This window comes from Arthrobacter tecti (assembly GCF_054511355.1).
In genome coordinates this window covers 57,674-84,041 of the sequence record NZ_JBTNCT010000010.1, presented here as the reverse complement: position 1 = coordinate 84,041, position 26,368 = coordinate 57,674, and the positions used below count along the sequence as shown (strand labels likewise).

The window sequence follows — 26,368 nt, the reverse complement described above, 5'->3', positions numbered from 1 at the left end:
CTCGCTCCGCTACTACGATGGACGCGTCGATTCCCGCTCGAAAGGCCTCCTCAGTGGCAGCAGAAAGTTCCCGTGGCGCGGCACCAATCCTGGTGTTGCAGAAGATCAGTCAGATCCTCGACTGCTTCACACCCGAGTCGCCTGAGCCGACCCTGCAGCAACTCGCCCGGCAGACCGGGCTGCCCTCAAGCACCTGCCAGCGATTGGTGCAGAGCATGGTTCACGAGGGTTACCTGGACCGCGACGGCGACCGGTACCGGATCGGCATCCGCCTGGTTCGATGGGCTTCGACGGGAACCACTGGAATGGACATCGTCCAACTCACCAAACCGATCCTGCAGAACCTGCGTGATGAGACAGGCGAAACGGCGTGCCTGTACGTGCGCGACGGCTCCTTCCGGACGATCGTTTCAGTGGCGGAGACCAGGCATGTTGTCATGCGTCCGTTCACGGTCGGTATGGTGATGCCGATCCATGCCGGCGCACCCGGCAAAATTTTCCTCGCCTACGATCCTGAAGCCCGCCCGACCCTTGAGGGCAATGCACTCTCGAAGTTCACGCCTGACACCCCGGACAGTCTGGCTACGCTCGATCATCAGGTAAAACAAACGAGAGAGCAGGGATATTTCGCGGCGTTCGGCGAACGGCACAGCGACGTCGGCTCAATTGCCGCACCCGTGTTCAACGTCTCCGGGACTCTTGTGGCGGTACTTGGACTCGGGTTCCCGACGCAGCGGGTAACCATGGGGGATGTCGACCGGCTTGGCCCGCTCGTGGCTTCGGCAGCACGTGCCGCGAGTCATGCACTTGGCTTTGTTAGGTCTGCCTAGCAGCAGTGCGGCGTCGACAAGACCGTCAATCCTGCGCGAAGGCCGCACTCCGACGGAGTGCAGGAGTTCCGCCCCCTTATCAGCTCGCCGGATCGTACCCGAACTCACGCACCTCCTGCGCACACCGACATGCCGTCGCGAACTTGGCAGCCCACTCCAGAGCCGCCTCGCGAGAGGCCACTTCCAGCACCGCGTAACCGCCTTCGAGCTGCTTCGTCTGCGCATAGGTGCCCTCAGTCACTGTTCCATCGCCGTCGACCATCACCGGCGGAACGCTCTCATTAATCCCACCGCCAAACACCCACACACCGGCATCCTTGGCCTCCTGCACAACCGCGTGCGAAGCATCCGAAACTGCCTGCATCTCCTCGTCGGGAACAACCATTGCGGCGCTCGGAAACGAGATCAGGTACTTGGTCATCGTGCTGACTCCTTCATTGCGCTACACCGATGATTCACATCTTCGCCGATCCTCCCACCGAAACACAGGTTTCACTGGGAATGTCTAGACACTCCCAGCGAAACGGCCCGTTCATTGGGACGGCGGGTTCGCTGGAACGTCCAGGCCGCCGGCACAAAGCAAACGGTAGTCTCTCGGGCATGACTTCGCCCCCAAGCCCGATCGCCGGATACGAAGACTGGCCCGACGCAATCCGCCGCATGAGCCGGCTCGAAGGACACAGCAAGGCGAGCGCCCAACTCAGCGAGGCGCTTGGTGTACCCGGCCCTATCCCCGAAACTCGAGTTCAGAGCGGACCCGAAACCGTGGTGGACGAGGTCCGGATACGGCAGCTCAGCTGGCAACTCCCCTATGGACCGCCCACACGGGCCCACCTGCTGACCCCAGCGGGAAAGCCAGGAAGACCCGGAAAACAAGGAAAACTCCCCGGAGTGCTGTGGCTCCACTGCCACGGCGGCAACAAGTGGCTCGGCGCCGAGCGGCTGATCGACGACGGCCTTGGCAACAGTCCCGAAGTGAGAGCACTGCAGCAGGAGCTGTATTCGGGCCAGGCCATCGCAAATGAGTTGGCGAAGGCGGGCTTCGCCGTCCTCGTCCACGATTCCTTCACCTGGGGAAGCAGACGTTTCGACCTGAAGGAGACATTAGGGCGCGTAGCCGAAGGCATGGCCGCGCACCGCGCACTGTGGCGTGCAGAGGGCATCCACCCGACCAAAGCAATGGAGTACAACGCGGCCGCGGCGCTGCACGAGAACGTCGTAGCCAAGACCGCCGGCCTGCTCGGGACCAGTTACGCAGGCGTCGTCGCCTTCGAGGACCTCATGGCACTCAAACTGCTGACCACATTCCCTGAGGTGGATAGCGCGAGGATCGCCGTCGGCGGCTTCTCCGGCGGAGGCGGCAGGGCACTGGTACTGAGCGCCCTTGCGCCCAAGGTACGCGCCGCCGTCGTCTCCTGCATGATGACCACTTTCGAGGGCCTCTTTCCCGCCCAGATGGATTCCCACTCCTGGCTGCTTGCAACACCCGGGCTCGGCAGGACATTCGACTGGCCGGATCTCGCCAGCATCAATCCCGGTTGCCGCTACCTCATGCAGTACGCGCGCCAAGATCACCTTTTCACCCACACAGGAATGCACGACGCCGACACCAAGCTCAGGCGCGATGCGCCGGGCCGGTACACAGGGACCTTGCACGACGGCGTCCACGCAGTCTCCGCCGGGATGCTGCGGGAATCGGCCGACTTTCTCAGCGCTTCCCTCACACATTAAGGCACGAAACGTGCGGCTATGTGACACCACGAAAGCACCTGAGAAAACGTTTCCTTGACGTGCGCCGCGTCACACACTAGGGTCGAGTGAAATCCTCGAGAAAGCGTTTTCTCGAGATCACCGGAAGAACCCAACAATCGACAGAAGGTTCACCATGAAGCTCCGAAACGGCACGTGGGCGGCGGCGTCGCAACGCGCCCGCCAATGTGCGGGAAGGACCGGCAATGTCAGCTTTGACTGAGATGTCGCGGCTGAAAAAGGAGCCGCGTGCAAAGAAGCGGAAACTGACCGCCGCCGAGAAGAAGGAGGAGCGGGTCTCCTACCTGTTCCTCGCACCCTGGCTGGTTGGCCTGGCCGTCATCACCGTCGGCCCGATGGCGGCGTCCCTCTACCTCTCCTTCACCGACTACAACCTGCTTCAGCCCCCGGAATGGACCGGGCTGGAGAACTACCTCCGGATGTTCGAGGACACCCGGCTGCAGAACTCCCTCGGGGTGACGTTCCTCTACGTCTTCGTCTCCGTTCCCCTCCAGCTCATCGCGGCACTGGCGCTTGCACTGATCCTGGACCGCGGCATGCGGGGCCTGAGCTTCTACCGTTCGATCTACTACCTGCCGTCCCTGCTCGGTGGCTCCGTTGCCATCGCGGTGCTGTGGCGCCAGATCTTCGGCACGGACGGTCTGATCAATCAGCTCCTGGCACTCGTCGGAATCGAGGGCATGGGATGGATTGCCGATCCCTCCACCGCCCTGGGCACCCTGATGGTGCTCAACGTGTGGACCTTCGGCGCTCCGATGGTGATCTTCCTTGCGGGCCTTCGGCAGATTCCGACGATGTACTACGAGGCCGCGGCCATGGACGGTGCCTCAAAGGTGCGGCAGTTCACCACCATCACCGCCCCGCTGCTCACCCCGATCATCTTCTTCAACCTCGTCCTGCAGATCATCGGAGCGTTCCAGTCCTTCACCCAGGCCTTCGTGGTCTCGGGAGGCACCGGCGGCCCCGCCGATTCGACCATGTTCTTCACGCTTTACCTCTACCAACAGGGCTTCGGCAACTTCAACATGGGGTATGCCTCAGCAATGGCCTGGCTGCTGCTGCTCATCATCGCGGCCTTCACCTTCATCAACTTCATCGCCTCGAAATGGTGGGTGTTCTATGACGACTAATATCGCGCCCCAGACAAGCACCACACCCGCAACTGAGCCAAAGCGAACTGAACCACCGGCCAGCCGGAACAAGCGCAACACCGAGGAACTGAGCGGAAGCACCGGACGCCGCCTCCTCAAGCACCTGCTTCTCACCGTCTTCGGCATCATCATGCTCTACCCGCTGCTGTGGATGCTGGTGAGCTCGCTTCGGCCCAACGATGTGATCTTCCGCGAGGCGGGCCTCTGGCTCGACACCTTCGAGATCAGCAACTACACGGAAGGGTGGAACGCCCTACAGTCACCGTTTGGGCACTACATGATCAACTCGATGATCGTGGTGGTCGGCTCCATCATCGGCAACCTGGTCTCCTGCTCGATGGCAGCCTACGCTTTCGCCCGGCTGAAGTTCCGCCGTCGTAACCTGCTGTTTGCCATCATGCTGATGACGATCATGCTGCCTATCCACGTGATCATCGTGCCGCAGTACATCATCTTCTCCGAGATGGGCTGGGTGAACACCTTCATCCCCCTGGTGCTCCCCAAACTGCTGGCCACGGACGCGTTCTTCGTCTTCCTCATGGTGCAGTTCATCCGTGGGCTGCCGAAGGAACTGGACGAGGCGGCGCGCATTGACGGCTGCGGGCACGTGCGGATTTTCACCCGCATCATCCTTCCGCTGATGATGCCCGCGCTGGCAACCACCACCATCTTCACCTTCATCTGGACCTGGAACGACTTCTTCAGCCAGCTGATCTACCTGACCGACCCCGAAATGTATACGGTGCCGGTTGCCCTGCGCTCCTTCGTGGACAGCACCGCCACCTCCTCCTGGGGCTCAATGTTCGCCATGTCCATCGTTTCCCTCCTGCCCGTCTTCCTGGTGTTCCTGTTCGGCCAGAAGTACCTGGTCAAGGGCATCGCCACCACCGGCATCAAATAAGCACCGCCCAAACGACAGCTCAACGACAAGGAAATTCAATGACGAAATTCTCACGCCCTGTTACCGCCGCTTCCCTCGCCGTCGTGCTCGGCCTGGCCCTGGGCGCCTGCGGAAACGGCGGCAGCCAGTCCGCCGGCGACGGCAACCTCCGCTTCTCCTGGTGGGGATCGGACCCACGGCACGAGGCCACCCAGGAAATCATCGACATCTACGAAACCAACAACGACGCCGTCACCATCTCCGGCGAATTCGCTGACTTCTCGGGCTACTGGGACAGGCTGGCGACGACGACGGCGGGGCGGGACGCGCCCGACGTCATCACCATGGACGAGAAATACATCATGGAATACGCCGGCCGCGGCGCACTGACCGACCTCACGGAACTCGAGAACCTGGACCTGTCCATGTTCCCCGAATCCGCGCTGGACCTCGGCCGCTATGAGGACGGTGTGTACGGGCTCAGCACCGGCCAGAACGCCTACTCGGTCATGGTCAACGCTGACCTCTTCGCCGAAGCCGGCGTTGAAATCCCGGACGACAGCACCTGGACCTGGGACGACTACTACGAGATCTCCGCTGAAATCAGCGAGAAGCTGGGCGAGGTCGCGGGCACTGACTACGGTGCCCTCGACGGTGACCTGCGCATCTGGCTCCGCCAGAACGGCGAAGAACTCTACAGCGAGGATGAGCCGGGCACGGTGGGCTACTCACAGGAGAACCTTCTCTCCTGGTTCGAGCACCTGCTTCACGTCCGCGACACCGGCGGCGGCATCAGCGCAGCACAGTTCACCGAGGCCGCTGCCGGCACCTTCGAGGCGGAGAACTTCCCCACGAAGAAGACGGCCATGGGCTGGTACTGGTCCAACCAGCTCGGCGCCCTGCGCACCGCCACCGGAGACGACATCCGCATCCTCCGGGTGCCCTCCCCCAGCGGCAACGCCGAGGACAACGGCATGTACTACAAGGCCTCCATGTACTGGTCAGTCTCCAGCCAATCGGATGACCAGGCCGCCGCAGCCGAATTCGTGAACTTCCTCGCCAATGACCCGGCCGCGGCGGAGAAGATGCTCGTGGACCGCGGCGTGCCGGCCAACCCGGACATGGCAGCCGCGATTGAACCGTTGCTCGATGAATCCCAGCAGACCGTCGTCTCCTTCCTCGAAGAGATCGAACCCGAGGTCTCCGGCTCCCCCAAGCCCTCGCCGATCGGCGCGGGAACGGTCCAGGAAACGATCGTGCGCTACGTCGGCGAAGTCCTCTTCGACAACCTCACGCCCGAAGAGGCCGCCGAGCAGCTGACCGCAGAAATCGAAGGCATGATCAGCGCAGGCTGACCAGGCACCATTGATCCGGAAGACAGGACAACATGAGATGAAACGATCCTCCCGCCCAACCCGTACGCTTACGGCCGCCGCGGCCGCCGTCGTACTCACGCTCTCACTCGGTGCCTGCGGCAATGGCGGCAGCGCGGAGGCAGGCGACGGCAGCCTGCGCTTCTCCTGGTGGGGCTCAGACCCCCGCCACGTGGCCAATCAGGAAATTATCGATCTGTTCGAGGCCGGGAACGAGGGCATCACCATCGAGGGTGAATACTCGGACTTCGGCGGCTACTGGGACAAGCTCGCGACAACCACAGCAGGCCGCGACGCCCCGGACGTCATCACGATGGACGAAAAGTACCTGCAGGAGTACGCGGGTCGCGGCGCACTGGCTGACCTCAGCACCCTTGAAGGCCTGGACACGTCCAAGTTCGACGACGCCGCCCTGAACCTCGGGCGCTACGAGGAGGGCCTCTACGGACTGACCACCGGGCAGAACGCCTACGTGGTCATGGCTAATAAGGACCTGTTCGCGCAGGCCGGCATGGAACTGCCCGATGACACCACCTGGACCTGGGATGACTACTACCGCATCTCCGCCGAACTGGAGGAGAAGCTCGGCGGAGACGTCGTGGGCACCGACTACGGTGCGCAGGACGTGGACCTGAGAATCTGGCTCCGCCAGTACGGCGAGAACCTCTATAACGACGCCGAACCCGGCACCGTGGGCTACACGCCGGAGAACGTCACGGCGTGGTTCGAGCACCTCCTCGAAGTACGCGACGGCGGCGGGCCGAGCGCCGCCCGGTACACCGAAGAAATGTCCGGCTCCTTCGAAGCCGGCGGCTTCGCGACCAACCGGGCAGCGATGGGCTGGTACTGGTCCAACCAGCTCTCCGCCCTCCGCACGGCCAGCGGCAGTGACGTCACGATGCTGCGCGTCCCATCGGACAGCGGAACCGCAGCGGATAACGGCATGTACTACAAGGCCTCCATGTACTGGTCCATCTCAAGCCAGTCGGATGATCAGGAAGCAGCCGCCGAGTTCGTGAACTACCTCGCGAACAACCCGGATGCCGCAAAGAAGATGCTCGTTGACCGCGGCGTCCCCGCCAACCCGGACATGGCTGCCGCCATCGCTCCGGATCTGGATGAGAACGATCAGGCGGTAGTGGACTTCCTCGACGAGATCCGCCCTGACATGGCCGAACCACCGCTGCCCTCCCCCGTGGGAGCCGGCGGCGTCCAGGACATGGTCAAGCGCTACGTCTCCGAGGTCCTTTTCGACAAGCTCACACCCGAACAGGCCACCGAACAAATGACCGCCGAAATAGAAGGAATGATCAGCGCAGGCTGATCATCCCAGAAACGGAAAACGAACATGCTCGACTCCGCACCCCGGCTGACGCACGGCTCCGGGTACCCGGTCGATGAAAGTACCCGCGTTGCGCGGGTGGCCCTGGTGGGCGTCCATGGGTACGGCGCCAGCCATCTGGAGAATCTCCGCAAGCTGGAGAACGACGGCGCCGCCCGCCTGGTTGCCGTGGCGGACCCCCGCCCTCCCGCCACCGGGACGCTGGGTGCCGACATCGGCGTGTTCGCGAACCTGGAAGACCTGCTCGCCTCAGGGGCGGCGCCCGACGTCGTCGTCATCGCCACCCCCATCCAGGCGCACGCGTCGCTCGCGCTCATGGCAATGGAGGCGGGCGCCGACGTCTATGTGGAGAAGCCTCCGGTGGCGTCTATGGAGCAGTACAACTCCCTCCTCGCCGCGGCGGAGAAAGCCGGCGTTGCCGTGCAGGCCGGGTTTCAAAGCCTGGGCTCGGCAGCGCTGGACCGGCTCGACGATCTCGTGGCAACGGGAACGCTGGGTTCGGTCCGGGGCGTGAGCGCGCAGGGAGCCTGGGTGCGGACCCGGGGCTATTTCGCGCGCTCGCGCTGGGCGGGAAAGCGAACGCTGGATGGAGTGGACGTGGTCGACGGCGTGGCCACCAATCCGCTTGCCCATGCGGTCGCGACCGCCCTTCGTGTGGCCGGTGCCAGGGAAGCGTCCGACGTGGCTACCGTCGAGACGGACCTTTACCGGGCCCACGACATCGAGTGCGACGACACGTCCACCATCCGGGTTCGGACGGCTCCCGGAACCGTGGTCACGCTCGCACTCACCCTGTGTGCCGCGGAGCAGACGCGCCCAAGCGTCACGCTCCACGGCACAGAGGGTACCGCGGTGCTGTATTACACCGAGGATGAGCTGGTCGTCACCACGGCCGAGGGCGCTGCCAGCGAGCGTTTCGGCCGCGCGGACCTGCTGGCCAATCTGTTCGAACACCGTGCCAGTGGGACGGTGTTGATCAGCCCGCTCGCTTCCGCCGGTGCCTTCATGCGGGTGCTCGACGCCGTCCGGCTGGCTCCGCCTCCCCATGCGATCGATTCCGCGTACGTCACCTGGACCGGCGAGGGCGCTGACGCTCACCCCGTAGTGCATGGGATCGAGGACCTCCTGCAGCGCGCCTGCCTGGCCCAGGCCACCTTCCGTGAACTGGATCCGGGCTGGGCGCGGCCGTCGTCGTCCGTTCGGCTTGTGCTTGGCGGCGGTGAGGTCGGCTCCTACCGGGACGGGACCGACGTCGCGCCGTTCCTCTCCCCGCGCCCCTACCTGCATCCCGTGACCACACGCGGCGGCGTGATTGTCACCGATCATTTCCCCGCAGACCATGTGTGGCACCTCGGCGCCGGGGTTGCCGTGCAGGACGTCAACGGGACCAACCTGTGGGGCGGACGCACGTATCGCCGCGAGGAACAGGGTTATGTGTGGCGCCCGGACCACGGCCGGATCTCCCGGACCGGACTGGTTGAGAACGCCGATTCATTAGAGGAGACCCTGCGCTGGAGCGGCCCCGACGGCGCCGCGCTGCTGCATGAAGCCCGCCGCATCAGCTGGCGCACAGTGAACGACGCCGCGTGGGCCCTCACGATCGATTTCGCCCTGACACCCGCCGGCGACGACACGATAACGCTGGGGAGCCCCGGATCGAACGGCCGGGATGGCGGCGGCTACGGCGGCTTCTTCTGGCGCCTGCCCGCTTGCGAAAACGCTGTGATAACGACGGCGGACGCCTCAGGTGAGGTGGGCGTCCATGGCACGGTGTCCAGCTGGTTGTGCTGGCAGGGCAGCTTCACGGGCCGGCCGGCAACGCTGCTCTTCCTGCCCAATGACAACGCGCCCGATCCCTGGTTTGTGCGTTCCGAGAGTTATCCGGGTGTGGGGCTTGCGCTTGCGTGGAACCGGCCGGTCAGCGTCACTCGAAGTACTCCGTTGACCCGCTCAGTCACCGTTCTCATTGCCGACGGCGCCCTGGACCCCGACGCCGTCCGCATCCTCGCGGCCCATGAAAGGCACCCATGACCACCACCTCCGAGCCCGGGCTTGAATCTTTTGCGGATCCCGTAGCGGATCTCGACGAGCGCGCAGTCAAACGCAGCCGTGTCGTGTCCATCCTGGACCGCACCGGGCACGACTCCCTGCTCCTGACCACCAACACCGCAATGACCTGGTATCTGGGCGGAAGCCGTCTCCATATCAGCCTCGCAGGTGACCCGATCGCGGTACTGCTCGTTGACCGCGAGCGCGACCATCTGGTGACCTTCAACAACGAAGCGGACCGGCTGATGCGCGAGGAACTGCCGGCCGACGTCGTCGTTCATCCTGTTCCCTGGCACGGATCCCTGCACGACGTCGCCAGCCGGCTGGCACCGTCGCGACCGCTTGAGGAAGCAAGCGTCCGGCGTGAGCTGCGCGAGGCGCGGCAGTCGCTCCTGCCGGTCGAGACGGAGCAGTATGCCGTACTCAACCGCGAGGTGGCCGAGGCTCTGACCGACGTCCTTTCGGCGGCTCGACCGCATACCGCCGAACGCGATGTCGCCGCGCAACTGGCAGCCCGGGTGATCGCGATGGGGGCGGAACCGCTGGTCCTGCTGTGTAACGGCCGGGAGCGGTCCGCTTTCCGGCACCCGCTGTCGACGGCGGCACCGCTTGGACGGCGGGCGATGGCCGTGGTGTGTGCGCGGCGTAATGGCATGGTCGCGAATGTGACGCGCTGGGTGCGTTTCGACGGGTCGACGACCGCCGAGCGCGACGCCGAGGCGAGGATCGCAGCCGTGGAGGCGGAAATCTTCGCCGCTACTGTTCCGGGCGTGCGGCTGGACGGGATCTTCGAGACGATCCGCGGCTCATACGAGGTACATGGCTTCGGTGCGGATCAGTGGCGGCTGCACCACCAGGGCGGACCTGCCGGTTACGCGGGCAGGGACCCGCGGGTCACGGCGTCGACCGACGATCCTGTGGTCCTGAACCAGGCGTTCACCTGGAACCCCTCCGGACCCGGGGTGAAGATCGAGGACACGGTGCTGCGGACTCCCGACGGCATTCGTGTGCTAAGCGTGGACGAGCGCTGGCCCACTGTCGAAGTGAACGGCTTGATGCGGCCGGTAACGCTGGAGGTTTAGGGAACCAGCGCGCGGCGACTCACAAGCGTGGGAACCCGCCAGAGCTGCACGAAAAGTTCTTTAAGGATCAGCAGCAGCTACGCTGTGGGGCGTGAACACGGAGCTGACCGAATCCTTGAAGCTGGCAGTTTCCAACGCCGTGGGCGGGCAGGTCACCGCCCTCGAAGGGGTGAAACGGACGCCCCTGGACTACGACGCGTTCCTCGCACACCGCAGCGTGAGCCGCCTACACGGGAACGCGACCGTGAACGGGAAAACCGTTCCGTGGTCGGTGATCGAGAAGCACACCGAAGGACCTCTCCTGGCCACCCCGTACTTGCTGGATAACGGAATCCGCGAGTTCGAAGCCTACGGCTCGGGCGTGCTCGACGACGTCGCCCCCGGCATCGGGACACCGCGAGCGTATGGGCGCCGGCGAAGCCCGGACGGCGGAATGACCCTCTGGCTTGAGGAAATCCAGCACGAGGGCGCCCGGCCGCTGGACGCCAACGCGATCCTCGCTGCCGCACACGATCTTGGTGGTATGGCCGGCCGGTGGGCCGGCCGCGAGCTCTCGGAGCCCTGGTACTTCACGGGTTGGATTGACCGCCACAGCCAGCCCGAAGCCGTCGAACAGGGACTCGCGAGACTACGCCGCGCACACCCGGGTGCGGTCGCAGGTCTCGGTGACCAAATGCCCAAAGCCGCGAAACTGGTCCTCGCACAACGGCGGTGCCGGGAGATCCTTGAATCCCTCCCGCACACCCTCTGCCACCACGACGCCGTGGGCGCGAACGTCTTCTCCACCGAGGCCCGGACGGTCCTGATCGACTGGGAATCAGTCGGCCCGGGCCCGGTGGGAGCAGACCTCGCCTCGCTCCTCTTCGCCTCCGTACGCCGCGGCGATGCGCTGGCCAGCGTCGTGGCGCCGATCGTCGATGCTGCTTTCGAGCGCTACGCCGAGGCTCTCCGCGCGGAGGCACGCCACATCACCGTCGCTGACATACGCCGGGGTTTCGACGCCGCGGTGGCGCTTCGCTGGAAGCTGGCCGCCGACGTCGTCGAGGGCTTTGAGAAGGGCCAACCCCCGCGGCGGGGAAGTCTCCCACACGAAGATCCGGCAGTCGCGCAGGAGGAATTGATCGTCCTGGTGGACCTGATTCTCAGTTCAGCCGACCGGGCGCTCAGCGCCTGAGCTTCAGCCCGAGACCTGGCTGGCCGCTCACCGTAAGTCCGGCCTCCGTGATGCTGACCGGCGACGGACCGGCCAGGACGCCCAGCTCGGCCAGGGTGGCGCCGTCGACCGCTTCCACCCATGCCGTTTCAGCGAGCGTGGAGGCAAGCTGCCCTGAAAGCTCGGGAAGCAGGTGCGGCGCGACAGCAATGCTGTTGGCCCTCGCCAACTCAACGATGCGCCGGAACGGAGTGATCCCGCCAACCCGGACGATGTTGGGCTGGATGATGTCCACGGCGTCGGCCTCGATGAAGTCGCGGAACCGGTAGATGGTGTGCACGTTTTCACCGAGCGCGATCGGGACGGGAGTGGAGCGTCGCAGCCGCCGGTAGGCAGAGAGGTCATCGGCGCGAATGGGTTCCTCAAGCCAGTGCAGGCCGTATTCGCCGAGCCGGTCGAGCGCCCGCAGCGTGGTGGGCAGGTCCCACCGCTGATTGGCATCGATCATGAGCGCCCGGTCGGGGCCGATGACGTCCCGGACGGCGGCAATCCGCTCGGCATCCTCGCGCAGGTCCGGCTTGCCCACTTTGACCTTCACGGCCTGCCTGCCTTCGGCGACCCACCGCTGGACCTGCTCAAGAAGTTCCTCAAGGCTGTAGTGCAGGTTCACTCCCGATCCGTACACCGGCACAGCCTCACGACGCCGGCCCAGCAGGTCCGGCACAGAGCAGCCTGACTGGCGCCCGGCCAGATCCCAGAGCGCGAGGTCGACGCCGGCCATGGCGATCGTGGTCAGGCCTCCCCCGCCTGCCTCATGGAGACGGGCCCACAGTGCGTCCCAGACCGGCTCTGCCTGCGCCGGCAATCCCACAACAAACGGGGCGATGTCATGCTCCAACAACGCCAGCACGGCGTGCGGCCCGATGGTCGGCGTCCAGGAGAAACCGTGGCCCACGCCGTCGTCGTCGGTTGTCACCGTGGTGGCCAGGAAGGAGTTCTCCTGCACATCCGCTCCCCAAGGGCGGGGCAGCGGCACAGTGATGAGGCGGGCGGAGAAGCCCGTGATTTTCGGGCTCATGCGTTCACAAGCTCACGCCCGGCGGCAAGGATGCCCTTGAGTTCCACGAGTTGGCTCTCCGTCGGGTCGACCAGCGGCGGGCGGACGGAGCCGGCGTCGAACCCGTCCAGCCGGAGCCCGGCCTTGATCAGCGAGACGCCGAAGCCGGGGGTCTGGTCCCGCAAACGCACCAGCGGCGCGTAGAAGCCCTCGAGCAGACGATGGCGGACAGGTTCATCCCCGTCGATGTAGGCGCGGTAGTACGCGGTGGCAATTTCTGGCGCCATCGCGAACGCAGCCGAGGAGTAGAGCGGAATCCCGAGTCCACGGTAGGCGCCCTGGCTGAGCTCAGCGGTCAGCAGGCCGTTGAAGAACTGGAAGTCCGTGCGGCCCGTGGCAGCGACCGCGGACACGATCTCCTGCGCCAGGCCGACGTCGCCCACGCCGTCCTTGAACCCGATCACCTTCGGATTGGCGGCCAGACGGGCAACGGCACTGGCTGTAACCGCACCGTTTGCCCTGTGATAGATGATGACCGGCAGGCTCGAGGCGGCAGCGATGTCCTCGACGTAGGCAACCAGCCCGTCGGTTGGCCCCTTGACGAGGTAAGGGGGTAGCACGAGCAGCGCATCGGCCCCGGCCTCCTCGGCAACACGAGCCGCAGCGCGTGCGTGCCCGAGCGGGCCGCCTGCGCCGGCAATCACCGGAACCTGCCCGTTTACGGCGTTCACGGCGGTTATGACGACGGCGCGGATCTCCTCGATGTCGAGGGCGTGGAACTCGCCGGTACCGCACGCGGGAAAGACCCCTCCCGGCCGGTAATCCAGACGGGACCCGATGTGCTCACGCAGCCTGGCGGTATCCACCGAACCCGAGGCGGAAAAAGGGGTAACCGGAAAGAACAGCACTCCGTTGAACTGCATGACTTACCTGACTTCCTGAATCGCGGCAGCTAACTGCTGGTCTTTTTCACCGGGCAGCTCGGTCCGCCAACTGCGTTTGGGCTCCCAGCCGAGGAGCCTGCGCGCCTTATCGATCGAGAACGCCGGGCTGGTGCCCGTGAGACCAGCGGCGAGCGCACCAACGGCCGGCAGATACTGCGGGATGAGCTCGGACAGCGGCCCGCGTGCCAGGGCATCGGAAGCTCCCACGAAGAAGGTTTCAGCATTGGGGATCCGGTCCATGGAATGCAGCAGTACGTCGAGGAAGTCCGCCACGTCCCGCGCGTCGACATAGTTGAAGACGGCCGGCGCGGACAGCGCCGGATCATCAAGGCGTTCGACGACGGTGTGCCCCTGCTGGGTCGGCGCGCCCGCCCACTCCTCGGGCGAAATGACATAGCAGGGCCGGAACGCGGCGTAACGGAGCCGGTCCCCCTGCGCGGCGGCGAACATGCGCATGGTCTGCTCGGCCAGCAGTTTGGAGAGGGCGTACGCGTTCCACGGCTTAGGCGTCGTCTCCTCGTCGAGAGGGAGGGCCTCCGGCGTCCAACCGGCCGGCGACCCGTAACCCAGCACGGTGGGACTGGAAGCGGTGATGATCCTGCCGACGCCGAGGTCGGTGGCCGCGCCCATAACCTGGAAGGCGAGCTGGCTGTTGGTCTGGAGGATGACCTCCTCGGGCGCGCTGAACGGGACGGCGATCGCGGCAAGGTGCACGACGGCGTCGGGCCGGTGCTTCTCGATGACCCGACGGGCAACGCCGGGGGCCAGCAGATCCACGGACTCCTGCCGAATTTGGGCCGGGAACGCGCCGTCCGGGACCGGCGCGCGGTCTACGGAGACGACGTCGTACCCTGCCTCCGCAAGGCCGGTCACCACGCTGCGGCCCAGCCTGCCGGATCCGCCCGTGACGAGGACCGTAGTCTGTGCCCGCTCAGCCACGGCGCACCTGCCTCTTGTCGGAACGGTCCGCGGCGAGGTCGGCGCCCAAATCCAGTTCGCTGATGTGCACCGGCAGGGACGATTCGAGCGAGGCGTTGCCGGCAATACCGACGGCGACGGCGCGCAATCCGTCCAGATAGCCAGACGGTCTGCCCAGTGGATCCTCTCCGGGTCCCTCGAACAGGTCCGCAAGCAGGAGCGCATCTCCGCCGCCGTGGCCGCCTTCCCCGTTGACGATCGGCACGTCGACGGCGCGTTCCCAGTGGCGCTGGAGGGTGAGTCGCTCGCCGTTGACCCGGACGGCGTCGTCCTCCTCCACCGGCGTGGCACTGGGATCGACCACGTTCTTCTGGTCGGTACTGCTGGACACCGCTGCCCGCTCCACCACCTCGAGTTCGGCCCGTCCGTGGGTTCCGTTCACCGCCACCCGGTAGCCTTCCCAGGGGCTGTGGGCGTTGAGCGAGTAACTGAGCGTAGGCCCGGAGGCGTAATCCACCACTAGCGCCAGATTGTCCTCGATCGTGATGCCGGGGGCGAAGACATCCTGGTCCCGCTGGTAGCCGTCGTGGTGTTCGTTGGCGTAGTAGAGGGCGTTGAGACGCTCATCGTCTCGGAGGTCGAGGGCGAACGGGTCGTCCGTAGCTTCGTCTATAGTGCCGCGCTCCGGGCGATCAGTAAGGCCGCGCCCGGCAGCGTTCGTGTCACCGTAGAAGCGCAGCCCGCCGCTGGCGAAAACCCGCTCGGGAACGTCGTCGATCCACCAGTTCACGAGGTCGAAGTGGTGCGACGCCTTATGGATCAGCAGCCCACCCGAGTTCTCCTTCTGCCGGTGCCAACGCCGGAAGTAATCAGCCCCGTGGACCGTGTCCAGCATCCAGCTGAAATCGATCGACGTCACCTTACCGATGGCGCCGCTCTGGATGATCTCCTTCAGCGCACTGTTGCGCGGCGAGTACCGGTAGTTGAAGGTCACGACGACGTCGCGGCCCGTCTCCTCGATCGCGCGGCAGATCCTCCGGCAACCTTCGGCGTCGATGGTGAGCGGCTTTTCGACGACGACGTCGGCCCCCGCCTGCAGCGCCTCGACGATGTAGTCCGCGTGCGTGTAGTCGGGTGTGGTGACAATGACCCGGCCGATTCCGTTCTCCCGGATGAACTGCGTGAGTTCCCCCGGCGGGAACTGAGCGACCTTCGATTCCGGCGACAGCTCCGCCGCGAGGTCCAGGTAGTACTGGGTCCGCCCGGGATTGGTATCGCTGACGGCCACGAGTTCGGTTGAGGACGCGTGATCGCCGAGCGCGGCACGGACGTACATCTCAGCGCGCGATCCGGTGCCGATCAGCACCACGCGGGTGCGTTCGCTGGTCGATTCCTGCTGTTCAGCAGGAACCGTATGCGGGGCGGTACTCATGGGGCTCCTTCGGTCGCCGGCTTCAGCGATGCTGCAACATCGCGCCCGTGATGTCTATGTGTTCGAGAAAACGTTTTCTGAAAAAGGTTATATGCTTTCTATCAACACACCGGTGTGCCCGTCAACCATTTGTTGCCGGGGCGCCGATCTCCATCCGGGGGAAGGAACCTATGGCCAGGAAAACAGCTAACCGCAGGGTGGGCATCACCGACGTCGCGCAGCGGGCGGGAGTCTCGCTGGCCTCGGTCTCGCGCGTCATGAACGGAAACTTCTCGGTGGACCCGGACATCGCCGCCCGGGTGCGGGCCGCAGCGGCAGAGCTGAACTACCAGCCCAACGCAGTGGGCCGCAGCCTGGCACTCGGGAAGACGGACACCATCGGCGTCGTTGTACCGGACCTCGCCAACCCAACCTTCCAGGGCATGCTCCGTGGGGTAAGCCGCGCGGCCGCGCAGGATGGCTACCGCGTACTGATCGCCGACTCATCGGAAGTGTCCAGCGAAGAGTCCATCCTGGCGGGTGAAGCACGACGGCGGTGTGACGGCGTCGTGCTCTGCGCCCCGCGCATGAATGAGGCGGAGCTTGAGGCGCTGCTTCCCTCGCTGCGCCCGCTGGTGCTCATCAATCGCTCGACGGCTGACACGCAGACGCCCAGCCTCGTGGTCGATTACGGGCAGGGCGTCCAGGATCTGGCAGCGCACCTGGTGACCCTTGGCCACACCAAACTCGCGTTCCTTTCGGGGCCCGAACGAAGCGTTTCCAACCAGGCCCGTCTACAGGGACTGGAGAAGTTCAGCGTGGACCACCCGGGGATTGAACTGGCTGTCCTTCCCGCCGGCTCCAGCTTCGAGTCCGGCCACGGCTCGGCGGAGAGCGTACTGGACGGCGGCGCAACCGGGGTACTGGCGTTCAACGACCTCGTGGCCATGGGGCTGCTCAGCGGCCTCCACGAGCGCGGCATCAGCGTCCCAGGGCAGATTTCGATTACCGGGTTCGACGACATTCCGTTCGCCAACTACACCACGCCCCCGCTCACCACTGCTGCCGTGCCGATCAACGACATCGGCGAGCAGGCCTGGCACGAGATGCGCCGCCTCCTCGGCGACGGCGGAACCGAGCCCTCCCACACCACGTTCCAACCGGAGCTGATACAACGTGGGAGCACCGGGCGCGTACCTGCGTAACTGCCGACCGCGCGGCAGGCAGGTGAACTGTTGCCCACCTGCCCTACCCACGCTTAGCGCGAGGTTTGCCTATCCTCCGTGCTACTCAGCCTGCTCATCGGTGCGGCGGCGGGCCGTCAGTACCTTCACCAGCGCGCCGCCGATCAGCAGCAGCAGCGCCAACCCGAGCACAATGAAGGTTGCATTCGAGGCGCCGGTATCCGGCAGGCCATCGCCGTCGTCGTCGCGCCCGCCATCGTCGTCACCCGGCGGCGGGGTGGGCGTCGGGGTGGGCGTCGGATCCGGTGAGGGCTGGCCCTCAACCGTGACGGATGCCGTGCCGGTGACCACAACGCCCGCTGTGTCTGTGATTTCATAGGTGATCGCGCTCGTTGTGCCAATGAAACCCTCCTCCGGGGTAAACGTGATGGTGCCGTCTGCATTGATGACGTAGACACCCTCCCCCGGAACGGTCAGTGTCTTGCCGTTCGCGGAAACGCTCGCACCTTCCGGCTGTCCATCCGTGGGGAAGTTGAGTGTGCTCAGGTCCCACTCAGCGCCGGCGGAGGGCCGGTCATTCACCAACGGGTTGAACGTGACCGGTTCGCCCATCGATGTGGCCGCTTCATCCGGTGCAGTGTCCGCCGCCGGACCGGCGCCCACCGTGACTGCCAACGAAGCAGATTCCGTCAGACCGTCGGCGTCACTCACCTCATACAGGACCGGCGTCGTCGTCTCACCGCTGAACGCCGAGTCCGGGTCGAACGTCACGGTCCCGTCAGCATTGATGGTGTAGACACCCTCACCTGGAACAGTCAACGTCTTCCCATCGCCTGAAACCGTTGCTCCGCCAGGCTGCCCGTCGGTCGGGAAGACAACGGATCCGGGATCCAACTGGTTGCCGGCGTCGTTACCGAGGACGTCGACCGTGACGGGAGTGTCGTATTCGGTCGAGGCGGTGTCATCCACCACAACCGGGGATAGCGCGACAGTAACCGCGATCGGCGCCTGCGCGGTAACACCGTTGACGTCTGCCACCTCGTAGATCACTTCGGTAGCGCTGCCCTCGAATCCGTCCTCGGGTGTGAAGGTGACTGTTCCGTCTGCATTGACCGTATAGACGCCTTCACCCGGAACGATCAGGGTCTTCCCGTCAGGTGAAACGGTAACCCCGGCAGGCTGCCCATCAGCCGGGAAGATGACGGTACCCGGAACCAGGTCCGCCCTGTCATCGGATAGGTCGTTACCGAGAATGTCGATGTCCACCGGCTGATCCGGCAGGGTTCCGGCTTCGTCGCGGACCGCTACGGGTGCAGAACCAACAGTCATGGTCAGGTTGGCCGACACCGTGACGCCCTCAGCATTGGTCACCTGATATGTGACAGGCTGTCCAGCGTCCGTGAACCCGTCCTCGGGCGAGAACAGAATGCCACCCGTTGCCGGATCGATGGTGTAGACACCCTCACCCGGTACGGTCAGCGTGAGCCCGTCGTCGGAAACGGTGCCCGGCTGACCCGCCGTTGGGAACACCAGTGTTCCAGGATCGAAAGGTTGGTCAACGCCTGTGACGTCGTTGCCGAGTACCGGAACGGTCACATCCGCACCGAACGGGGTGAATCCCTGATCGTCGACGGCGTCCACGAGCGCAGCAACCGTGATCTCCAACGTTCCCGTCGTCAGGGCACCGTTACGGTCAGCAGCACCGTAGAGCACCTCGGCAGCCGTGCCTTCGAAACCAGGAACGGGCTCGAACGTAATCGCACCGGTAACCGGATCCGCGGTGTAGGTGCCCTGATTCGGAACGGTGAGCGTGAGCCCGTCGTCGGAAACCGTCGCGCCCGCAGGCTGACCCACGGTCGGGAACGTCACGGACATCGGATCCATCGAGGTATCCTCGTCGGTCGAGTCGTTTCCGAGAACCGGCACAGTGACCGGAGTACCCGACTGTGTGCGGGCAGTGTCGGCGCCGGCAACAGGTGCGTCACCGACATCGGCAGTAATGGTGCCTGTGGCTAAGCGGCCCTCACCGTCAGTGACCGCGTAGGTGACGGCGCGCGCCTCTCCCTCGAAATCAGCATCGGGTGTGAAGGTGATTTCGCCTGTCACGGGGTCGATCACATAGGTTCCCTCGCCGGGGACGGTGAGCGTCTTCCCATCATCCGAGACCGCCCCGGGCTGGCCCGCCGTTGGGAAGACCACACTTGTCTTATCGAACGGTGCCAGCGGATCTGCCGAATCGTTCGCCAGCGGATCGAAGGTCACCGGTTCACCGAATGAGGTTTCCGGTGTGTCCGGCGTAGCGATCGGATCAGCACCCACCGCGATCGTGATGGTCGACGTTGCAGTTGCACCGTTGCCGTCCGCCACCTGGTAGGTAACCGGCGTTGCGGCACCCGTGAATCCTGCCACTGGTGTGAACGTCACTTCTCCATCCGCGGCTATCACGTACGTACCCTGGTCGGGCACGGTCAAAGTCTTCCCATCGAGTGAGACCGTTCCCGGCTGGCCGTCTGTCGGGAAGACCACGCTGGTCTCGTCGAGCGAGGTCAGCGGATCTGCCGTGTCGTTAGCCAACGGGTTGAGCGTGACGGGCGCGTCCTGGTCACCACGTGCGGTGTCCGGCACGGCCGTTGGAGCAGCCCCGACGGTCACTTCCAGCGTTGCGCTGTCCGTGCCGCCCGTTGCATCACTGACGCTGTAGGTGACCGGCGTTGCTCCGCCTGAGAAGCCGTCCTCGGGAGTGAATTCGATTGTGCCGTCAGGGTTTATTACATACGTTCCCTGGCCTGGCACCGTTAGCGTTTTACCATCCGACGACGGCGTCGCCCCGGCGGGCTGGTTGCCTGCCGGAAACACAACCGAGGTTGGCTCGATTGCTGACGCGGGATCCGCTACGTCGTTCCCGAGCACGTTGATTGGTCCCGTGGGCTCACCGAACGGGGTGTCGGCCTCGTCATTACCTGCGAGAGGCGATTCGCCGACGGCAATCTCAAGTTGCGCGGTGGCAACAGCGCCATTCTCATCCGTTGCCTGGTATGTCACCGGTCCCGCAATCCCAGTGAAACCGGGGGCGGGCGTGAAGGTGATGGTACCGCTGCCGGAATCAACCGCGTACACCCCTTCGCCGGGTACGGTCAGGGTCTTCCCGCCGTCGGAAATCACAGCGTCGGCAGGGAGACCATCGGGGGTGAAGATCACGGACGCGAGATCGAGGTCCACTCCACTGGCGGCGCTGTCGTTGGCCAGCACATCGACCTCAACGGCCGCACCCTCGCTGGTGAACACGGTGTCATCCGTGAGCGTCGGCAGTGGCCCAACGGTAACCGCGATGCTCGCGGTGTCGCTCACGCCGTCGTCATCCGATACCTGGTAGATCACCGGGGTTGCGTCCCCGGTGAACGTTGGAACAGGCGCGAAGGACACAACGCCGGTGTCTGGGTCCGCGGTGTAGACGCCCTCACCCGGCACCGTCAGCGTCCTACCGGCGTCGCTGACGACGGCACCCGCCGGCTGGCCGTTCACGGGGAAGGCAACGCTTTCGGTGTTGATCGGGGCATCCGCCGTGTCACCGTCAATCACATTGATGTCCACTGCGGAACCAGCGGGCGTGGTTGCCTGATCATTGTCCGCCACAAGTGGGTTGCCCACTGTGACACCCAAGAGTCCGACGGCGGTTGCGCCGGACATGGTTGTCACCTGGTAGCTCACGTCCGGTGCGTCCCCGGAATAGCCGGGGGCGGGGGTGAAGGTGATTTCATCATCACCGTTGACGGTGTACACGCCCACGTTCGGCACGGTCAACGTCTTACCGGCATTACTCACAACTGCACCCGCCGGCTGGCCTGCGTCAGGGAACACTACGGAGCCGTCCGTGGGAGGATCCAGCGGGTCGAAATCGTCATTCGCCAGCACATCGGTCGGGGCCGTCGGCGTACCGAAGGCTGTCGTAACGTCGTCGCGCTCGGTGGTCGGAGCTGCGCCAACGACGACGGTGATTTCCGCAGTCGCAGTTGACCCCAGGTCGTCTGCTGCCTGGTAGATGATCGGCGTGGTGGTGTCGCTGAAGCCGTCAACCGGCGTGAACGCAACCTCGCCCGTGACCGGATCAATGACGTAGGTACCTTCACCCGGCATGGTCAGGGTCAGCCCGTCATCGGACACATCCGCACCCACAGGCTGTCCCGTCTCAGGGAAGATCACGGACGTTGGATCGAGAGTCCGGCCAGAAGCAGCATCATCGCCATCGAGAACGTCGATGGGAACCGGGGTGTCGATCGGGGTATTGATCTGGTCATCGTCGAGGACTGGTGGGGCGCCCACCAGAACTGAGAGCGTAGCCGCAGACACGCTGCCGTTGGTGTCAGCAACCTGGTAGCCGATGGTCGATGTGCCGGAGTATCCATCCGCAGGGGTGAACGTCACGTCGCCGGATACCGAATCCACGGTGTAGGTTCCCTGTCCGGTTATGGTGACCGGACCGTCAACCGGCTCCCCCGAAGCGGGGTCAATCAGCTGCACTGTGGCAGGATCGAGCGGAGCGCCGCCGACGGCGGGGTCGTCGTTGTCGAGCACAGGGGCCGTCACGGGCTGGTTGAAGGCCGTCTGCGCGGAGTCGTCTTCCGCCAAGGGCTCGGGGAACACCGTAGCCGTGAGCGTCGAGGAGACCGTGTCACCAACATTGGTTGTGGCCTGGTATGTGACGGGCGTGGCTTCGCCGTCGAATCCGTCCACGGGCTCGAACGTCACCGAACCATCTGCCTGGACCGTCCAGGTGCCTTCGTTAGGAACCACGAAGCTGTCTTTAGCGACGCCATCGGCGGGGTCAATCAATTGGAGCGAACCTGGAACGGCTTCAACGCCAGCCGGACCGAGCGTGTCGTTGGAAAGCAGGTCCGCGAAAGTTACGGTTTCGCCGAACGGAGCATCTTCCGTATCAGGCGTTCCCACCGGGTCAGCCGGCTCAGCAACCGAGACGGTCAGTTGAGCACCTGTGGTGTCACCGAAGGTATTGGTCACCCGGTAATCCACCGGCGGCGCCTCGCCCGTGAAGGACGCGAGCGGTGTAAACGTAATTTGACCGTCTGCGCCCACCGTGTACGTTCCTACGCCGGCAACGGCAAGGGTCTTGACGCCGTTGCCAGCCGAGTCGACGAGCACCACGGATGTCACATCGAACTCAGCGAAGTCGTTGCCTGGGTCATCATTGGCCAGGACATCAATGGTTTGGGCGGTGTTGTAGGCGCCCGTTGCCGGGGTGTCATCGACCCCCGTTGGATCCACCGATGGCGCCACGCTGGTGACCTGCAGAGTCGTGGAACTGGTGTCGCCGTTCGCGTCCGACACCTGATAAGTCAGCAAAGTTCCCTCCCCGACAAAGGTGGGTTCCGGCACAAACGATATGGAACCGTCTGCCGGATCAACGGTGTACGTGCCCTCACCGGCGATCGTGACGGTGGTCTGTGGGTTGCCATCGGCATCAATCAGACGTACCGACGCCGGGTCCAAGGTGCTGTTGTTCGCGGTGTCGTTAGCCAGGATGTCGAGGGTGATGGTCTCGCCCTGATCCGCCGTCGTTTCATCCGGTTGCAGCGTCGGGGGAACCAGGATCGAGAACGTCGTCGGATCATCTCCACCCGCAGCCGCGGGATCGTCCGAGCCGATCGGCGTGCCGTTGAAGTCAGCCACTGCCTCATTCGTCAGGTCGTCGGCAACGGCGTCGTCGTCCACTGTGGCAGAGGCTGTAAAGGTCAGCGGTGTTTCACCGTTTGCGGTCGATGGTGCGGTGATGCCCTGGATAACCAGATCCTGACCGTTGATCGAAACCGTGCCGCCGCCCGGTGATGCGGGCGTGACGCCGTCAGGGTTCCAAGTCAGCCCGGGGGCAATGGTGTCAGTGAAGGTGCCCAACGTGACCGGGCCACCGGTGGGATTGGCGACCGTAAAGCTGAAGGTGATGGTGTCACCCTGCCGTACCGTCGTGGGGTTGGCAGTCTTTGAGATAGCGGGCGGGAGGCACGCGGTGGCGTCAAACGCCTGGACCTGCTGGGCACTGGAGATGTTCTCTCCCGCGTTCATGGCAGGGTCGTAACGCCAGATGGTCGAGCCGGTCGCGTTATTGAAGAAGTACATCCGGCCAAAGGAATCAGTCCATGATCCTCCGGCCGCGGACGGTGGTCCATCCCCTGTGATCCCAGTGACTGCGGCGGACACGCCCGTTGTCGGATTCACTGAGTACAGGGTTGCATCGCCCGTGAATATCCCATAAAGCAGTCCATTTAGAGGGTTGAAGGAGATGTCCGAGAGGATTCGGGAGGCTACCGGCCCGGTAACGGCCAACCGAGTTGCGGGACCTGTCGGGTTCGCGAGATCAACCGATGAAATGGTAATCGCGACTCCGCTGCCGCCACCAAGCCAGATGTACCTTCCCGCAGACGAGACCACTGCTGACGCGTTACCCGCGCTGATCGGCACGCCGTTCAGCGTTGGGCGTCCGAGCACCTCGTAGCCAACTGAGGCATCTTCCCCGAAACGAACAATATCGCCTGCAGGGTTGTTCCCGTAAACGTACCCGTCGAGGGGGTTGTAGCCGATGCCATTGACGTTTTCGGGCAGGACGCCCGAACCGATCGGTGTCCGGTTCACGGTGAGTGTGCCATCAGGTTGCTCGACGAAGCCAAGGCGCTCGAACCGACTTTGCGTCGCCCCTGCGGGCGCACTGACTATGACGCCTTCCGGCACGCACAGCAGGCGTTCCGGCACGGCGAATGCCTGCTGCGCCGGTGCTGCGACCAGCACGCCAGTGACCAGGAGAATTCCTGCGGTGAAGCCCGCAAGCACCCTCGGTGGCCGGTGGTTCCTATCTGCCGCATCGCGGAACGCTGCCCGGAACCCAGTGAAATACCCTGAAACTTGAGACCTACGCCGCACTATTGCTCCCTCACTAGCTTTCCCCAAATGCTGCTTGTTTTCAGTCCTATCACGCAGGTCTTCCGAGGAATAGCTGCTGGAAACTAATACGCTTCGGGTTATATATCCCGGGTGCGAACTCCAGTTCGTATTGCACTTAATGCAAAGCAGACTTATTGTTTCCGAGGAACATCTACAACTGGAGGCAATACAGCATGGCTATTATCGGATTCCTCATTGCCGGACTCATCATCGGCGCAATCGCGCGGCTCATCAAACCGGGCAAGCAGAACCTGGGCTGGGTCGCCACGCTCTTGCTCGGCGTTGTCGGTTCGCTGATCGGCGGCATCATCGCGAACCTGCTTGGCACCGGCGGCATCTTCGAGCTCAACATCATCGGCTTCATCGTCGCCGTCGTTGCGTCCGTGCTGCTGATCGGCGTCGCAGAGTCGATGTCCGGCCGCAAGAACCGCAGCGTCCGCCGGTAAAACGGGCTTACCCTTCACAAAAACTGCCCGCGAGTGCAGGCGCGCCGGTTCGAACCGGCAGCCCTGCACTCACGGGCAGTTTTTGTTGAGCACGGCGCGGGACGAGTGGGTAGGGAGCGATCAGCCTACAGCGCCTTCGCCGCCCCCAGCACCTTCGTCAGCGAATCCTTCGCGTCACCGAACAGCAGCGTGGTCTTCGGCGAGTACAGCAACTCGTTCTCGATTCCTGCGAATCCCGGGCGCATGGACCGCTTCAGGAACACCACCTGCCCGGCGTCGCCCACCTCGAGGATCGGCATCCCGTAGATCGGCGAACCCGGCGAGGTCTTGGCCGCCGGATTGACGACGTCGTTCGCCCCCACCACCAGCGCCACGTCCATGTTCCGGAACTCGGGGTTTACTTCGGACATCTCCTTCAGCGACTCGTACGGCACGTTCGCCTCCGCCAGCAGGACGTTCATGTGCCCCGGCATGCGTCCGGCGACCGGGTGGATCGCGAAGGACACCTTCACGCCCCGGGCCTCCAGCGCATCCGCCAGCTCCGCAATGGTGTGCTGCCCCTGGGAGACCGCGAGCCCGTAGCCCGGTACGATCACCACCCGCTGCGCATACCCGAGCATGACGGCGACGTCCTCAGGCCCGGACGAGCGCACCGGCCGGTCGCTCACCGCGCCGCCTCCCGCCGTCGAACCTCCCCGGAAAGCACCGAACAGGATGCCCGCCACACCGCGTCCCATCGCGGACGCCATGGCACGGGTGAGGATGGTGCCGCTCGCCCCGACCAGCGTTCCGGCGACCAGCAGCAGCACGTTATTGAGCACCACGCCCGACGCCGCAACCGCCAGCCCGGTGAACGCATTCAGCAACGAGATGACAATGGGCACGTCCGCCCCGCCCACCGGCAGCACCAGCAGCACACCGCCCACCAGCCCGAGCAGCAGCAGGACCGTAGCCCACACCACGCTCCCGGTCGCGGTCACGAATCCCGCCGCCACCAACAGAACGACGACGACGGCCGTCATCACCCAGCGCATCCCGCCGAACACGACGGGCCGGGTGGTCATGAGTTCCTGCAATTTCGCAACTGTGACGGCAGAACCGGAGAACGAGACCGCACCCACCACGAGGGTGAAGACGACGGCGGCGCGCACCCAGCCGTCGTCGTGCTCGGCCAGTTCGAGGATGGCCACCAGGGCAGCAGCACCGCCGCCCACGCCGTTGAACAGGGCCACGAGCTGCGGCATCTGGGTCATCTGGACGCGTCGGGCAATCGGCGCGGCAATACCTGCACCGATGATGATGGCCACGAGGATTGCCGGCAGGTTCTCGAGCCGGACCGAGAGGAAGACGGTGACGACCGCGAGCGCAGCTCCCGCCGCGCCGATCAGGTTTCCGCGGCGGGCTGTGCGCGGTGAGCTCAGGCCCTTCAGGGCGAGGATGAAGCACACGGCCACAACGAGGTAGAGCAGGGCAGTTGCCTCGGCGGTAAGGAGGTTCATGCCCCGGGCTCCTTCGGTGACGTTCCGGACTTCGCTGCGTTGTCTTTGGCAGGATTTCGACCCCGGAACATGTGCAGCATGCGGTCCGTGACGACGAACCCGCCCACCAGGTTGGCGGTCGCGAGGAGCACGGCGAGGAGCGCGAGCACCAGCGGCAGCGGCTCGGTGGTCTGACCGGCCACGAGGATCGCGCCGATCAGGATGATCCCGTGGATCGCGTTGGCACCGGACATCAGCGGCGTGTGGAGGGTACTCGTCACTTTCGAGACCACCTCGAACCCGACAAAGACGGCGAGCACCACCACGGTGAGCAGGGTGGGTAGGTCCATGG

At 64.7% G+C, this 26,368-nt stretch carries 19 protein-coding genes; 11 read left to right on the top strand and 8 right to left on the bottom strand.

The window, feature by feature from the left end:
- Window positions 1–53 precede the first annotated feature (53 nt).
- Window positions 54–830 (top strand): IclR family transcriptional regulator, encoded by a 777-nt coding sequence (locus ACX80C_RS12295; RefSeq protein WP_459326764.1) that lies wholly within the window; start codon window positions 54–56, stop codon window positions 828–830.
- A gap of 79 nt (window positions 831–909) precedes the next feature.
- Here ACX80C_RS12295 and ACX80C_RS12290 read toward each other — a convergent pair whose 3' ends face one another.
- Window positions 910–1,251, bottom strand: a complete 342-nt coding sequence (locus ACX80C_RS12290) for a YciI family protein (protein WP_459326763.1) — start codon at window positions 1,249–1,251, stop codon at window positions 910–912.
- A 179-nt stretch (window positions 1,252–1,430) separates the two neighbouring features.
- Here ACX80C_RS12290 and ACX80C_RS12285 point away from each other — a divergent pair, with 179 nt between their 5' ends.
- The 8 genes from ACX80C_RS12285 (at window position 1,431) to ACX80C_RS12250 (ending at window position 11,651) form a co-directional block, all read left to right on the top strand.
- Entirely contained in the window at window positions 1,431–2,561 is a 1,131-nt protein-coding gene (locus ACX80C_RS12285; RefSeq protein WP_459326762.1) for an acetylxylan esterase, read from the top strand.
- 224 nt (window positions 2,562–2,785) lie between these two features.
- Window positions 2,786–3,730, top strand: coding sequence for a carbohydrate ABC transporter permease (locus ACX80C_RS12280; RefSeq protein ID WP_459326761.1), 945 nt, complete (start codon window positions 2,786–2,788; stop codon window positions 3,728–3,730).
- Complete coding sequence (locus tag ACX80C_RS12275) at window positions 3,720–4,652, top strand: carbohydrate ABC transporter permease (protein WP_459326760.1); 933 nt, start codon at window positions 3,720–3,722, stop codon at window positions 4,650–4,652. Before ACX80C_RS12280 ends, ACX80C_RS12275 begins: the two co-directional genes overlap by 11 nt.
- A gap of 38 nt (window positions 4,653–4,690) precedes the next feature.
- On the top strand, window positions 4,691–5,986 hold the full coding sequence (locus tag ACX80C_RS12270; RefSeq protein WP_459326759.1) for an ABC transporter substrate-binding protein: 1,296 nt from the start codon (window positions 4,691–4,693) through the stop codon (window positions 5,984–5,986).
- 37 nt (window positions 5,987–6,023) lie between these two features.
- Window positions 6,024–7,328 carry an ABC transporter substrate-binding protein gene (locus ACX80C_RS12265; protein WP_459326758.1) on the top strand — a complete coding sequence of 435 codons (1,305 nt, stop codon included), beginning with the start codon at window positions 6,024–6,026 and terminating at the stop codon, window positions 7,326–7,328.
- 24 nt (window positions 7,329–7,352) lie between these two features.
- On the top strand, window positions 7,353–9,377 hold the full coding sequence (locus tag ACX80C_RS12260; RefSeq protein WP_459326757.1) for a DUF6807 family protein: 2,025 nt from the start codon (window positions 7,353–7,355) through the stop codon (window positions 9,375–9,377).
- Window positions 9,374–10,477: a M24 family metallopeptidase gene (locus ACX80C_RS12255; protein WP_459326756.1), complete on the top strand. Its 1,104-nt coding sequence runs from the start codon at window positions 9,374–9,376 to the stop codon at window positions 10,475–10,477. The genes ACX80C_RS12260 and ACX80C_RS12255 overlap by 4 nt, the downstream gene beginning before the upstream one ends.
- Window positions 10,478–10,568: 91 nt before the next feature.
- Entirely contained in the window at window positions 10,569–11,651 is a 1,083-nt protein-coding gene (locus ACX80C_RS12250; protein ID WP_459326755.1) for a phosphotransferase family protein, read from the top strand.
- Here the strand turns inward: ACX80C_RS12250 and ACX80C_RS12245 are convergent.
- From ACX80C_RS12245 to ACX80C_RS12230, 4 genes are read right to left on the bottom strand one after another with little or no spacing between them, the layout of a single operon-like run.
- Window positions 11,641–12,708, bottom strand: a complete 1,068-nt coding sequence (locus tag ACX80C_RS12245; RefSeq protein WP_459326754.1) for a mandelate racemase/muconate lactonizing enzyme family protein — start codon at window positions 12,706–12,708, stop codon at window positions 11,641–11,643. The genes ACX80C_RS12250 and ACX80C_RS12245 overlap by 11 nt on opposite strands.
- On the bottom strand, window positions 12,705–13,610 hold the full coding sequence (locus ACX80C_RS12240; protein ID WP_459326753.1) for a 5-dehydro-4-deoxyglucarate dehydratase: 906 nt from the start codon (window positions 13,608–13,610) through the stop codon (window positions 12,705–12,707). Before ACX80C_RS12240 ends, ACX80C_RS12245 begins: the two co-directional genes overlap by 4 nt.
- Window positions 13,611–13,613: 3 nt before the next feature.
- Entirely contained in the window at window positions 13,614–14,570 is a 957-nt protein-coding gene (locus ACX80C_RS12235) for an NAD-dependent epimerase/dehydratase family protein (RefSeq protein WP_459326752.1), read from the bottom strand.
- Window positions 14,563–15,981 (bottom strand): Gfo/Idh/MocA family protein, encoded by a 1,419-nt coding sequence (locus ACX80C_RS12230; RefSeq protein ID WP_459326751.1) that lies wholly within the window; start codon window positions 15,979–15,981, stop codon window positions 14,563–14,565. The genes ACX80C_RS12235 and ACX80C_RS12230 overlap by 8 nt, the downstream gene beginning before the upstream one ends.
- A 170-nt stretch (window positions 15,982–16,151) precedes the next feature.
- On the opposite strand from ACX80C_RS12230, the gene ACX80C_RS12225 reads away from it, so the two are divergent.
- On the top strand, window positions 16,152–17,165 hold the full coding sequence (locus ACX80C_RS12225; protein ID WP_459326750.1) for a LacI family DNA-binding transcriptional regulator: 1,014 nt from the start codon (window positions 16,152–16,154) through the stop codon (window positions 17,163–17,165).
- 81 nt (window positions 17,166–17,246) lie between these two features.
- Here the strand turns inward: ACX80C_RS12225 and ACX80C_RS12220 are convergent, their stop codons facing one another.
- Window positions 17,247–23,939: an Ig-like domain-containing protein gene (locus tag ACX80C_RS12220; protein WP_459326749.1), complete on the bottom strand. Its 6,693-nt coding sequence runs from the start codon at window positions 23,937–23,939 to the stop codon at window positions 17,247–17,249.
- A gap of 326 nt (window positions 23,940–24,265) precedes the next feature.
- Here ACX80C_RS12220 and ACX80C_RS12215 point away from each other — a divergent pair, with 326 nt between their 5' ends.
- Window positions 24,266–24,538 carry a GlsB/YeaQ/YmgE family stress response membrane protein gene (locus ACX80C_RS12215; protein WP_459326748.1) on the top strand — a complete coding sequence of 91 codons (273 nt, stop codon included), beginning with the start codon at window positions 24,266–24,268 and terminating at the stop codon, window positions 24,536–24,538.
- 125 nt (window positions 24,539–24,663) lie between these two features.
- On the opposite strand, the gene ACX80C_RS12210 is transcribed toward ACX80C_RS12215, so the two are convergent.
- Window positions 24,664–26,037 (bottom strand): NAD(P)(+) transhydrogenase (Re/Si-specific) subunit beta, encoded by a 1,374-nt coding sequence (locus ACX80C_RS12210; RefSeq protein ID WP_459326747.1) that lies wholly within the window; start codon window positions 26,035–26,037, stop codon window positions 24,664–24,666.
- A complete protein-coding gene (locus ACX80C_RS12205) occupies window positions 26,034–26,366 on the bottom strand; it encodes an NAD(P) transhydrogenase subunit alpha part 2 (protein WP_459326746.1) in 333 nt (110 codons plus the stop codon). Before ACX80C_RS12205 ends, ACX80C_RS12210 begins: the two co-directional genes overlap by 4 nt.
- Window positions 26,367–26,368: the final 2 nt, after the last annotated feature.